Origin of the sequence: Clostridium gelidum, from assembly GCF_019977655.1 — a bacterium.
GTDB classification, from domain to species: domain Bacteria; phylum Bacillota; class Clostridia; order Clostridiales; family Clostridiaceae; genus Clostridium; species Clostridium gelidum.
This window is the reverse complement of sequence record NZ_AP024849.1, coordinates 3,967,310-3,981,283: the sequence shown is the minus strand read 5'-3', so window position 1 is coordinate 3,981,283 and position 13,974 is coordinate 3,967,310. Positions and strand designations below refer to the sequence as shown.

General features: G+C 26.4%; 12 protein-coding genes. 11 read left to right on the top strand and 1 reads right to left on the bottom strand.

Annotation, left to right across the window (positions count from 1 at the left end; all coding sequences use genetic code 11):
* Positions 1-301 precede the first annotated feature (301 nt).
* Positions 302-1,525, top strand: a complete 1,224-nt coding sequence (locus psyc5s11_RS18280; protein WP_224033914.1) for an amidase domain-containing protein — start codon at positions 302-304, stop codon at positions 1,523-1,525.
* A 266-nt stretch (positions 1,526-1,791) separates the two neighbouring features.
* Here psyc5s11_RS18280 and psyc5s11_RS18275 read toward each other — a convergent pair whose 3' ends face one another.
* Positions 1,792-2,238 carry a DUF4829 domain-containing protein gene (locus psyc5s11_RS18275; RefSeq protein ID WP_224033913.1) on the bottom strand — a complete coding sequence of 149 codons (447 nt, stop codon included), beginning with the start codon at positions 2,236-2,238 and terminating at the stop codon, positions 1,792-1,794.
* Between the two features lie 658 nt (positions 2,239-2,896).
* On the opposite strand from psyc5s11_RS18275, the gene psyc5s11_RS18270 reads away from it, so the two are divergent.
* The 10 genes from psyc5s11_RS18270 to psyc5s11_RS18225 all read left to right on the top strand — a co-directional run bounded on the left by psyc5s11_RS18270 (position 2,897) and on the right by psyc5s11_RS18225 (position 13,793).
* Positions 2,897-3,034: a hypothetical protein gene (locus psyc5s11_RS18270; RefSeq protein ID WP_224033912.1), complete on the top strand. Its 138-nt coding sequence runs from the start codon at positions 2,897-2,899 to the stop codon at positions 3,032-3,034.
* 150 nt (positions 3,035-3,184) lie between these two features.
* Positions 3,185-4,249 (top strand): magnesium/cobalt transporter CorA, encoded by a 1,065-nt coding sequence (gene corA / locus psyc5s11_RS18265; RefSeq protein ID WP_224033911.1) that lies wholly within the window; start codon positions 3,185-3,187, stop codon positions 4,247-4,249.
* A gap of 430 nt (positions 4,250-4,679) precedes the next feature.
* Positions 4,680-5,288 carry a recombinase family protein gene (locus psyc5s11_RS18260; protein ID WP_375541963.1) on the top strand — a complete coding sequence of 203 codons (609 nt, stop codon included), beginning with the start codon at positions 4,680-4,682 and terminating at the stop codon, positions 5,286-5,288.
* A gap of 884 nt (positions 5,289-6,172) precedes the next feature.
* Positions 6,173-7,753: a hypothetical protein gene (locus psyc5s11_RS18255; RefSeq protein WP_224033909.1), complete on the top strand. Its 1,581-nt coding sequence runs from the start codon at positions 6,173-6,175 to the stop codon at positions 7,751-7,753.
* A gap of 3 nt (positions 7,754-7,756) precedes the next feature.
* Positions 7,757-10,222 carry a hypothetical protein gene (locus psyc5s11_RS18250; RefSeq protein ID WP_224033908.1) on the top strand — a complete coding sequence of 822 codons (2,466 nt, stop codon included), beginning with the start codon at positions 7,757-7,759 and terminating at the stop codon, positions 10,220-10,222.
* Positions 10,209-10,391, top strand: coding sequence for a hypothetical protein (locus tag psyc5s11_RS18245; protein ID WP_224033907.1), 183 nt, complete (start codon positions 10,209-10,211; stop codon positions 10,389-10,391). Before psyc5s11_RS18250 ends, psyc5s11_RS18245 begins: the two co-directional genes overlap by 14 nt.
* A gap of 181 nt (positions 10,392-10,572) precedes the next feature.
* Positions 10,573-10,920 (top strand): hypothetical protein, encoded by a 348-nt coding sequence (locus psyc5s11_RS18240; RefSeq protein WP_224033906.1) that lies wholly within the window; start codon positions 10,573-10,575, stop codon positions 10,918-10,920.
* Between the two features lie 26 nt (positions 10,921-10,946).
* Entirely contained in the window at positions 10,947-11,414 is a 468-nt protein-coding gene (locus tag psyc5s11_RS18235; RefSeq protein WP_224033905.1) for a hypothetical protein, read from the top strand.
* A gap of 12 nt (positions 11,415-11,426) precedes the next feature.
* Positions 11,427-11,927, top strand: coding sequence for a hypothetical protein (locus psyc5s11_RS18230; protein ID WP_224033904.1), 501 nt, complete (start codon positions 11,427-11,429; stop codon positions 11,925-11,927).
* A 159-nt stretch (positions 11,928-12,086) separates the two neighbouring features.
* Positions 12,087-13,793, top strand: coding sequence for a DUF4209 domain-containing protein (locus psyc5s11_RS18225; protein WP_224033903.1), 1,707 nt, complete (start codon positions 12,087-12,089; stop codon positions 13,791-13,793).
* Positions 13,794-13,974 lie beyond the last annotated feature (181 nt).

Sequence of the window (13,974 nt, the reverse complement as noted above, 5' to 3'; positions counted from 1 at the left end):
AAATTAACACAGTTGATTATCATGTATTTTAAATATTCTAAATAATAATTAGTAACTAGATAACCTACATCTCGAATAGATTTTAATAACCGCTTTTTTCTCTATTATCATTATACTACATTTAACAACTGGCAAGGGTATTCTCGTCATGCTACGCTTATAAAATTACTATGAATTTGAAATCATGGTTTACATATGGTGGTAATAATGGTAAGCTTATTAAGTAATGTACATTATTATACAAAAATATATATATTTCCAACAGTTGGATTAATTTTTAAGTATTTAGGAGGACGAAAATATGAAAAAGATAAAATTATCAAAAACTATTTTATGTTTATCTCTATCTTTATTAGTTTCTGGTGCAACTGTAAATACTACAGTATTCGCAAGTACAATAAATCAAGACAAGGTAAATATCACAAGTGCACAACCCCAAAGAGAACTAATCAATATTAAAAAATCTATTAATTCTTTTTTAAATTCCAAATATGATGTGATGAAAACATGGAATTATAACAGCTGTAGTAATATAATTAAAGATTCCAAGTTGTTAGAGTGGAAAGATAAATGTAATAAGTTCAATAGCGAATGGTATAGAAAAGTTAATCTTAAAATCGATAGTTATAGTTCAAATTTAAATATAGATAATATAATTAAAACAGATGACGAAACATACGTAATTGATGTAACTTACGATATAAAATTCCAATTACAAGGGACTAATTCAATATCAACATCTATGGGAGAAAAATATAGGTTTGAAATAAAAGAAGAAGATAATCAATATCATATTACTAAAATGTTAAATTTAAATGAGGACGTAACAACATCCACTGATAACATAGAAACAGATAATGATGATGTAACAGTATTAAAAAGTAGTACAGTAACAAACAGTATAGAAAAAACTAGTACAAGCACTTCTGCTGCTGTCTTTGTTGATTATGATAATTTAATTGATTCAAAAATATCAAGTATAAATAATCAAATAAATAATATTGATGCATATTATGAAAAATACAACACGTTTAAAACTGGTACTCAAAATGAAATGTTACAAACCCAAAGTCGGTCATCGTCTTATTCTGGTTATAATTCTAGCAATGCTGTAAGCTATGCACATATTTTTGCTGAAAAACATAATTCAGCATATTCATATTATACTGGCAAAGATTGTACAAACTTTGTATCACAATGCGTTAATTCGGGATTAATTCCAACTACAAATTATTGGAAGCCATATAATAGAAACTGGAATACCGTTAATGGCTTTCATGATTATATGACTAATAATGGATATGCTACATCAACTGAGTCACAAAGTGGTGCTAGATTAGGTGATGTTGTACAGCTCTATAATCCAGCTTCTGAGGATTGGACACATTCGGTAATTTTAACTGGTACTGATTCATCAGGATGGGTATATTGCGCGCATTCAAATGACAGAACTGATTATCCATTAGCTGATGGTTATTCAGATGGTGGATGGTCGAACTTAAGAACAATAAAATTTTGGCACTAAAAATAGAAACTTTATACAAGGGGTTAATTTTGATAACATCCATAAATTAATCTAACTATTATTAATTTAATTTGGAAATTACTACACAAGACAATACCTGTAGTAATTTCCAAATTTTTTAAGTATCTCTACACATTATTATATTTAGTAATATTTTTTCAAAGATACTGTCATTATGAATTTATATATACCTAAACTTCATTTTAATCTCAAACCTACCTCAATTCTACATAAGTTCTCGATTTTTTTATTATTATATATATTTTCTAACCTTCACCAATCTCTCTTATAATCCAGTTTGAATTCTCATCAGTTTTTGTTATAGTAACAAACTTTTGATTTTTCCCATTTTCATCAAATGCATCTTTACCAGTCTTCATTTGTAAGTCGTAGATTACTTTATAGGATTTAACATCATAATACTTAGTATCCATTCCACCTCCATATTTATTAAATGCATCAGCTACTTTGGTATTTTCCTCAATACTTATAAGATTTATATTTTTTATATCTTTACGATTATAAAAATCAGAAGTTTTACTATCTGTAATACTATTTATAAACTTTTCATCTTTAGAATTTAATGCTATAAAATATGCTTTAACAACATTTTCTGGCGTTGATATATCATAGTTAACTTTATTATTTCCTGACCAATATACTAATAGTATAGATATTAATAGAATAACAATAACGCAAAGAAATTTTTTCATTATTATATCCCCCTTCTTATTATTTTTATGATAACAAAAAAATAACATAAATTCAATTTTTTTTCCAAAATGAAATAATATATAAATATGATTACTTGAACAATATAATATTCCTGTAATCATTTTATATATTATATTTATACAGAACTCCATCTTTTCTTTGTTCTTTATGTCGTTCAAAACATATAAAGCTAAATAAATCAAATATAAGTGTTTCGTTCTAATTTGATACTTTACTGCGATGAAGCACTAAAAAATGACGCTAAAAATACACTTAAACCTAGTATATAAGCCATTATCACGACGTGCACATATATAATATATCGTATACTGATATATTGGTACAAATAGTTATAACCTTAGTAATAGAGCCATTTGTAGAGGTATGGTGAAAAGGTCACGAAGAGTGTTGCGATAGGTACTAAATAGTTAGAATTATGACATTCTAAGTATAAAATGTTGTGAAAGGTAAGGAGTATGAATACTCTATAATATAGTAATACCAATGCTTTGAGCCTCTACTAATAGATACTAATAGTATTATTATAAGTCTCAAAGTTGGCTTTTACGAAATGTAGCTAACGAACATATGTTTACTTGTCTAAGAATTTATTGTATAATAGTGAATAATTAGTAAATATGTAGGAGCGTATGGTTGATGGATAATATAGATTTAGATATATTAGATTTATTTAATAGATATTTGGTTTGGATAAAAAGTAATAGTCTTACTGATACTTTAGATAGTTATAATTTTTATACTAGTCATATAGAAAAAGTAGAATTCAGCAAATAATTTTATATGTACAAATCTTCATAATTAATTTACAATAGTAAAATATTGTTCAGTATAGGTAAAATAAAAAATTGAAATGATATAAAACAACTATATTTTGGGAAATATTATGTAGAAATTAAATAAATATGTATTAATAGGTGATTGTTTATGAATAAAATTATGAAAAAACGTTCTATAAAAGCAGGATTGCCTCCAGGAAGTCTAATATACACTGGAGAAAAAAAGAGTGAAGCAATTCAAATAAAGCTATTTAATTATGATGTAGATAGATTTGAGGAAAAAGTAATTGATTTAAATGATGTAAGCTTGTTACACCCGAAAGAATCCACTGTATATTGGATTAACGTAGAAGGCATTCATGATGTCAATACTATTGAAAAACTTGGTGGTTGTTTTGGGATTCATCCTTTGGTGTTGGAAGATATTCTAAATACTGGGCAACGTCCTAAGATAGAGAATTATGATGGATATACTTATATTGTTGTAAAGATGCTATTCTATGATAATAAGTTGAGCGAATTTACCACTGAACAAGAAAGTTTCATACTTGGTGAAAATTATGTTATTTCTTTTAGTGAAAGGAAAGTAGAAATATATAATACAGTGCGTGAAGGAATTAGACAAGGAGTAGGACGTATTAGAAAAATGGGTACAGATTACCTGATTTATAATTTGCTTGATGTAATTGTTGATAATTACTTTGTTGTACTAGAAGAATTGAGTGAAAAGATTGAAGATACAGAAGATGAGTTAGTATCGAATCCTTCGAAGGATACATTGCAAGTCATTCATAAATTAAAAAAACAAATGTTATATCTACATAAATCAGTATGGCCGTTACGGGAGGTAGTTAGTTTTCTAACACGAAGTGAAACACCGCTAGTTAAAGAATCTGTGGATATATATATAAGGGATTTATATGACCATGTAATTCAGGTAATGGATACTACTGAAACTTTAAGGGATATATTGTCTAGTATGTTGGACATGTATCTTTCTAGTGTAAGTAACAAAATGAATGAAATAATGAAAGTTTTAACAATTATATCTACTGTTTTTATACCTCTATCATTTATTGTGGGATTATATGGCATGAATCTCTCAAATATGCCAGAATATAATTGGCCATGGATGTATCCAGTAGTATGGGTAATCATGATTTCTATTGCAACTTCAATGCTTATTTTCTTTAAAAAGAAAAAATGGTGGTAGGCATAGCCAAAGTAATGCATAATTTTCTATAATTTAGTAATCTAAGAAGTATCGAAAGTAAGGTATTTCTTTTTTTATCACCAGATTTTTAAAGCTATGAAAATGATAACTCTACAAGACAATATATATTCTAAAATTAATTAATAATATCAAAATAGTTTCAATTCAAAAAGGTGTACCTTTAAGAACAGTACAAACACTATTCATAAATAGCATAAAATAGTAAAAGAAAAGTACTTTGCGAACAGAAATTTGGTGAAAAGTATCTATCAACCTTTACGAACACTTTTTGCATGATTTATTCAGAATGTAAAAAAATAAAGAAAAGTATTCGTAAAACAATTCATAAAAATAAATTGACCTTTACGAACATAAATGATATAATGGATATATAAGGTAGATGAATTAAATTAATGAGAGGTTGATGGATATGGAAAATAAAGTTTATGGTTATGCAAGAGTTAGTTCAAAGGAACAAAATTTAGATAGACAATTAATTGCATTAAAAGAATATGGTGTTGAAGAAAAGAATATTAAATGTGATAAAGCCAGTGGTAAAGATTTTAATAGAGAAGGATATCAAATCTTAAAGAATGAATTATTAAGAAGTGGAGACACTCTTGTAATAAAAGAACTTGATAGACTTGGCAGAGATATGAATATGATAAAAGAAGAGTGGCAAGAACTAATTAAGATTGGAATAAACATTGTTGTTATAGATACTGAAATATTAAATACTCAAGGTAAGAGCGATTTGGAAAAGAACTTAATTAGTAATATAGTGTTTGAATTACTTTCATACATGGCAGAAAAAGAGAGACAGAAGATCAAGATAAGACAAAGAGAAGGTATTGAAGCATTAAAAGATAGGAATTATGGAAAGGGTATTGGTAGACCATCAGCAGAATATCCTGTAAACTTTAAAGAAGTATATAATAGTTGGAAAGCGAAAGAGATAAATGCAACTAAAGCAATGGAAACATTAGACTTAAAGAGAACTACATTCTATAAGTTAGTTAAACAATATGAAGATAATTAGAAGGTTAGAAATAGCCTTCTTTTCTTATAGATTGAATTATATTGATAATAGAAATAGATTTTAATTACATTAATAGAATAGTTTATTGAATTGAAGGAATAGTTTATTTAATAGCACTATATATAATAGTAGAGTTTTTGAAGAGGAAGGTATATAGGTATCTTCTTTTTTGTATTTATAAAGAGTTTATATGTGAATAATTGTCTTTATAAGATAGCTTCAAAGTGGCTTTATAGCATGATATGCAAGTGATGATGCTATAGATGTTATAATACCTAATTGCTTTGTAGTGGTGTAGGGGGCGTATTTTACATACTCGAAGCGAACGTATATTCGAAGAAAGGCTAGATGTCATTATGGCATGGGTGGGGGAGTGTTTTTACATCGAAACGATAGAGTATATACTGTAAAATTTGGTTTATTATACAGTATAAGAAACTTAAAGATTGTGAGTATTAACCTAATATCATGGCATTTGCTAAGATGTTAGGTTAAATAAATATTAATTTATGGTTAGGATTAAATAAAAATGTAGCTAAAAATAATAGATATAATATTGTTAAATATATATGTAAGAAATGGAATAACTCCAAGGAAAATATAATAGTAATACAGAGTGTTAATTGAAAGTAATAATATGTAATACATATTACCATGTATTAGAAAAAGGGAAAGTGTTGAGAAATATAATTATGTATATATATTATTTTACTAAGTATGTTATTACAATTAATTAGATATAATACATTTGATGAGTAAATAATTCAATTACTACAAATATATATTATTGCACAAATCAAAGATTAGTTTAAGTAATTAAGTTCTAGATTATTTAGTATTAATAATTTAAGGGAGTGATAAAAATAAATTATCCTAAGTATTTTTTGATTCATTACATTGATAATAACATTACAGTAAATGGATGCGATACAGTTAATATACCACGTTCTGCATTTCATCAATTAGAGTTAATAAAACAAGAAGAACTTACAAACAGTGAGAAAGAAATAGTTAAAGCAGCATTCAGACGATATTGTGAAAATCGAGTAAACGATAGTTGGTATATATTTGAATGTGATGCAACCAATAAATGTACGGCATATAAATTAGATAATTGTACCGCTAAAGATGATGACAATTATATACTATTTTATAATGATAATCATTATGAAGCTTCGGTGCATTTAGAAGATGATATTATATATGTAAGACGTCGTCGTTGTAACATAGAAACTTATACATTTAAAGTTAAAGTACCAATAATTTTACTTAAAGTAGACACGAATATAGAATTTTTAGCAATTCCAACAAAATTAGCTAAGGTTGCTTTTAGTGATAATTATCAAGAGGTATTAACAAAGTGTTCAGTTAAGCCTGTCAAATTTAATCTAACTAACTTCAAAAACTACTTAGCTAATGAAGGTTTGTGGTACACAAACAATGATTTAATAAATCTACATTCTTGTACAGATTCTAACTACTTGACAATATTAGCTGGGTACTCTGGAACAGGAAAGTCAGCATTGGCAAAAGCTTATGTAAAATATATGACAGGTGATGATAGCTCAAGGTATAAAATTATACCAATTACACCATTATTTACAGAGCCGTCCATATTGTATGGCTTTTATAGTAGTACTAGGAATGTATACAAACCAGACAAGAATGGGTTTATTAATTTGGTACATGAAGCTAACGAAGAGGATAACCAACATAAGACATACTATGTGATTTTTGATGAAATGAATTTAGCACCGGTTGAAAATTGGTTCTGCGAGTTTATAAGCAAAATGGAATCGGATGATTACTTAGTATTATACGATGATACAGAAGAGATAAAATCAGCAATAGATGACCTTATAAATAGTGAGGAAGGTGGGATACCACCTCAGATAGTGAAAAAGTTAGAAGCTATGTCTAAGCAGTTCTGTCAGAAATATAAGAGTAGGTATTCACTTAGAAATATTAAATTTATAGGTACTATAAATGAAGATGAAAGTGGTAATACTGTTAGTGGAAGAGTTCTTGATAGGGCGAATAAAGTTGCATTGCAAAGACCTAACTTAGTCGAAATAATAAAGGTAGCTACAAAAGGTATTGAACTAGGAAAGTATCAAAGTTGGTTTATTGAAATAGCTAAAAAATTAAACGAAGCGACATTAGAGACAATATCTGAACTAGAGATTAGAAATAAAGATTATTCAGATATAGAAAAGTTTTTAATATCTCCACGTGTTATTATTACTTCTCTTAAATATATTAATTCTGTAGAAAAAATAGATGGCGGTACAGAATTTCTGGAAAATGGAATAGATTTATTATTATGTCAAAAGGTATTCTCTAAGTTATCAGCTAATGATAATAATGTTTTAGTTGAAAAGTGGAGTAATGTATGTAACTCTGATTTATGCAAACTTGATAAGAGTTTGGCTAAACTTAATGAAATATTAAGAACATTGGATTAGCCTATGAGTAATGTAAAAATTTATGTTGATGAACACAATAATAATACAAAGTGTTTGATAGAAAAGAGTAGAACAGGGCTAACTAAAACAATAATACTTTTGGAACCTATAAGTGAAAATTCAACTATAAAGGTTTATTTAGATGACTATGACTATACCGATAAATTTAATAATCTATCAGAATTTAATAATCAACATGGAGGAGCAGGAAATTTAATTGGTAGCTATGCATTTAGTTGCAAGGTAGAATTGGAAAATATAATAATAAAGTTAGATGTAGAAGCAAAATTTTTATCTACCGAAGCCAAGGAATATTTAGGTGAATGGAAAAATGAGATATATAATTTAACAAGAACAGTTGAAAATAACTTTGGTGTTAGTTATATTAGAAAATATCTTCTATATTCCATGTATGGATTTGATGAATATGAAAAAACAAATTATGAGAATATAGCAAATATATTTATAAAGAACTATGATAAAATATTAAAATATTATAGTTATATAACATCAAGCAAAATATTTAAAAATACTGTATCTAATATATATTCTAATGAGTATGTAGAATCAAACTCGATTAAGAGTGACATATATAATGATATATTTAGAGAGCGGAATCCAGACGTGCAATGGCACGAAAAGAATTATATAGAGTATAATACACCTGAAGTACAATATTTACATTATATGTTCTATACATTTATCTTGTTGATAGATAAATGTATCAAGAATTTATCAAAATTGAATAGGCAGGAGAATAATACAGTAAGCAGTATTACTTATGCAGATACACTTAATCTACTTCAAAAGATTAAAAAGAATTTCAGTGCTATAGCAGTTAATTACCAAATATCTCTACCTAAGAGGGCACTTACAAATAAGGAATATAGGTTTATTTACAAAATATACAGAGACGTTTATAATAAGTCAGACTTATTGGCGGATTTTTCTAAATATTTAGAAGAGGAAAGCCTAGATAGTATTAATTATATGAATAAGTTATATGAAATATCTTTATTTCAGAAAGTAGCAGAGATAATAGGCAGTCAGTTAAAGCAAAAGTCAGAATGTAGGAAGAGTGTAAATGGTTTATTGTATAGGTATGTTTCTGATAATGATACTATTAACGTATACTTTCCGTTTAATAGAGATTTATCTGATATAAATTTAGATCTTAACCCAATATGCGGAAAAGAATCTTACTTAGATATTATAGTATCTAGCGAGAATAATAATAAATTATTAGGTAGTTTTATTATAGATGCTAAATATAAATACTCTGGCTTTTATGATAAATATATAGGACAGATGGTTAGATATGCAAATGCAGTAAGGTATAATAATAGCAATATAACAGAGTTTAATTTGCCAGTAGTCAGTGACTGCTATCTTGTATTTCCATTTAGAAAAGATGATCTAAAAGATATGCCTGTATTTGACAAAAAGTATCATATACTAACAGACGATTTATTTAATGATACAGTACTAGCTAGTATGCTAGATTATCAATTAAATGTTATAGAATATGTAGACGATAGACAGGAATACACAGAACAAGAGAACTTGGATTTTGTAAATACTTATAAAGTTAATGATGAAGTGCATAGAATACCAAAGAAAAGTGTAGAGTATAATGAGGATGGAAATATAAAAACATTCAATATTCCAACTAAAATTGAGGCTGGTTTATTTGATAATACTGTATATCGAGTAGATAATAATAATTACTGGTTTAAATGGGGGAAGTATGCATCGTCGTATAAGTTAACTAGTGTACTTCTCGATAGAGTATATACTATAAAAGTATCTTCTGTAAATCATTTGCCTGTAAAATTACTTGAATATACCTATAGAAAAGATAGAGAGAAAACAGTTAGATTTATGAATAGTGTAGAATGGTGTGCGTGTAATAAAAAATATAAAAGTTTATATCCTATAAAAGAAACAGGATACAATTATGATATAAGTTATTGCGTTAATACTTCATTTAATCGGGTATCTAAAATATTAGTAGAACTAGGTATAGCATTGGAATTTCTGTTACAAGAAGGAGAATTTTATAGTATATTCAAAACAATAGATTTAGATGAGTGTTATCAAGATAATATCAACAACAAAGAATTTATATCAGTTAGTGAGATAAGAAAGTTAATGCTAATAGTAGGAACTCATATAGAGAATATATGTGTTAATAAGCTTAACTTCAAAGTTTCAACATATGGTGAGGCATTACATGTACTTTTATGTTATTTAGTGTTTATTGAGTATGTAGATATAGATAAAATGTTAGACATAAATATAATATCTACTGACATATTGAAATATACTTATCCGGATGTAATACCATCTACAAATCTATTTTTTGAACAGACTAAAGATATTAATGATTTGGTAGCAGTAATGGAAACTTTAAGTAAAATGTACGATGTGGATATTGAATTAAAAATAAACATAAATGAATGTTATTGAGTATATAATGTTAGGTAATTCTGCAACTGTTGTGGAGTTACCTACTTTTATTTGGATTAGTGATGTTGCATGCTTTGAAATAACTCAAGATTGGATAACTTACAGAATCAATGTTAAGACACTAAACAAGGGAGCTGGAAAAGTTTTTGAAATATATATTATTGATTAAGAAACTATGCAATAAAATTGATATTTTATTGTATCAAAAAGAGTGAATTAGCATTTTTTTTCTTTGAAGTTAGGATAGTGTCTATAGGGAATATTTAACTAATTGTATATCAATTGCTTATTTATTATGTATGAATATGGTATAATATGGAGTAATAAGAGATGTCAAAATATTTATAAATATGAAGGGATTGATGGAAATGAGTATGTATTTATTAGCAGAAATAATAAAAGGAGATAATAGGGGAAAAATATTAGAAGCTATTGATTATGCAAATGAACAATGGAAGGCAATTTTAGAAAATGAAAATTATTCAGAAATAAAACATTTAGAAAGAAAATTGGAGCATATGACTAGTATATCGACTGGCAAGAGTTTATTGTTTTATACAGGCATTACTCAATTTAACGATGATGGATTTTCAGAATGCAATAAAGCAGAATTAAGAGCCGTTTTAGACAATATGCACGGAATATGTTTAGAAATAGATTCTATGATAAGTAGTTTTAAGAAAGATTACAATATATAGGTGAATTTAATAAAAGGAGAGTATTTTTGAATACGGGAATTTTAAAATATATAGAAAATTGTGAGTACAAAATATATAAGAAGAATTTGCAACATAAATGTAGAGGCTCTTACCAGAATTATTACTTTGTAGTAAAAGAAACTAAGATAATAGATGTATTTTGGGAAAAGGAGGTTAATGAGGTTATAAAAGAAAGGCTCTCATATAATAATATTGACTTAATTGTATATAAGGTTGTTGAAAGAATTAATGATAAATATTTTAGTTTTTGGAATAACAATCATATTGAATATATTGTTAATGAAGAATTAAAATGTCACACGGAACAAGGTTTTTTCTTTTGTAAGAGTATTGAACAGGCTAAAAATGAAAATTTCAGTAATAGAACAGATATATCCAAACTTAAAGCAAAGGTAAAAATAGATGATTTGATTGGAGGAAATTTAAGAGACCTACAGTTTAGTAGATGTATACCAATAGAAATAATTGATTAGAGAGGCTTTAATATGGCAAATCAAGGGCTTTCAGAGCCAATAAAAAATTTAATAAATGGAGTAATTCAATTATTTTATTATGAAACTAAAATTAAACCTATAGAATTTAAAATAGAATTTGTAAAAGATATATATACCCGTAAACTAGAACTAGCTGTAGATGATAAAGAGAAAAAAGAGATGATTTTAGCAAAAGAATTTTCAAAAAATCTAAATGGGTCGGTAGTGTTGCCAGCACACATTGAAGATGTTCCATATATATTAATTTCTTTACATACTATAGAGAATCCAAAAAGCGATTGTCAATTTATAAGCACAATCATACATGAACTAACACACATACATGATTTTTATTCGTTTAATAAAGATAAATATAATAATATAAGAGAAATTGACAATAGCATAGATTTTAGACCATTTCAGCTTTGGTCAGAGTATAATGCAAGAAGAAATGGACATTATTTTTATAGAAGTATAATAAATATGAATTTTAATAATGTAATAAAAGTCTAATTTAATTTTCGTAATAAATAGAAAGAAGGGGAATACCTCTTCTTTTTTATAAAATAAAGAAATTAATATAAGTTACTATATAAATTCAAAGTATATATTAACATATATTAATGTTATGTTTGGTTAACAATGGCCTTAAATTATAAGGAGGAGGTACTAGTGCTATCTAATGAATTTATATTGCAGATAGAGTGTGAATTAAACAACTCTTATGATATCAATACACTAAATCTTAAATTTCTAACAGAGAAGCTTTTAGATGAAGAACATAGATTATTACTTATACTTAAAAATCTAGATACTTATACTATGCCATATTTATATACAGTTACTCCATATAGAGATATAAGCAGAATAATTAGTAAGAACGATATTGAAAATTTTATCACAGTGGTTGGTATAATAAAGAATATGTATATGAATGCTAAAATTTGTGATTTAATATGGATAATATCAAAAGATTACCAATATGGAGAAAAGGCTTATAATGGGTATTTAAATATAACGGCTGAAACAGGAATCACTCAAGACATAGTTTTTCATTCTTTAATAAGAGCATTCAATATTGCCAAATCAATGAAAAAGGAATCAGAGGAATTAAAAAAAATACTAGATTTGGTTAAAAAATTCTTCTGGAGTAATCCTCAAGATACGACTGCTAAATCTCTTTATCTTATAAAAATGTTTGTAGACGAAAAGTTACAAGATGATATACTTATAGAATTATGCAATTCTAAGATAAACAATAAAAAAATCGATTTAAATTTCAATATATATGATGTTTACCTAGAAGTGGCTGAAAAATTATATTGCAACAAATATAAAATGAATTTAAATAAACTATCGGATAATAATGACCTAGTTGATATAAGAAGAAGAAAAGGAGATTTATATATTAAAGAGGCTAGAAATTCTGAAAATAGTTTTCAATACATTCATAATATTAAAGAAGCAGTTAAAATTTTAAAAAAAATACCTAATACAGAAATGGAAAGAATAAATTTAATTAAAGAAATTGAGCCAATTCAAAAAAAATCTATAGAATCTATGCATAAGTTAGAAGAACGTATTGATTTTACAGAAGAAGTAAAAAAAATTCTTAGCTATTTAGAAGGTGAAAATATAAAATCGTCAATTAAATATTTAGTATTTGGAATACAATTATCTGATAAAGAAAAATTGAGAAAGAGGATTACAGATAATTTGAAAAATGATATTACATATGGTTTAATGCCACCTGCATATGTAAATAAAGAAGGAAAACTTTTATTTAAGTTGCCATCGTTGTTAAATAACACTAAAGAAGAAGATATTAATAGTTATATAGAACATGAGATAATTATTGAATGCAATTTTTATTCTCAGGTTTATATCAATCCGATGCTAAATGAAATATTGAAAAAACATGATATTAATGAAAATGTAATATTAAAGATAACTCAAAATAATATATTTATTCCTCAAGAACGAGTTAAAGCTTTCACAAAAGGTATTTTAGCTGGGTTTAATTATGATTTCCTAACATCATTAAATATTCTTGTTCCACAAGTAGAGAATGCAATAAGAAAATTAGCAAAAGAATGTGGAGATATAGATTATAAAAATAATGATGAGGGTATAGAAGAAGTTAAGACATTAAATTTAATTCTTGAGTCACCATATTTAAAAGATTGTTTGGAATCTGATTTGATTTTTTATTTGAAAGCAATTTTTACATCTAAGTATGGATTGAATATAAGAAATAATTTAGCACATGGGTTGCTTGATGATAGTGATTTTAATACTACATTTTCAATTTTCACTTGGTGGTTTATTTTTAGATTGTGCTGTATGAATTCTTCTTGGATTTTAACTACGCAGGATTAGTTACATATTATACCATTAATTGCAAGAGAAAATAGCTTGTTTACTTATTTAATAAAAGTTTAATTTTATAACACAACTAAGATATTGAAGAGGGATAAGGCCTTTTCTTTTTTTACAAAAAACTTACCGATAATTGCTATTATTGATTGAAATGTGAAGGAAAATATAGAAGGCTACTGTT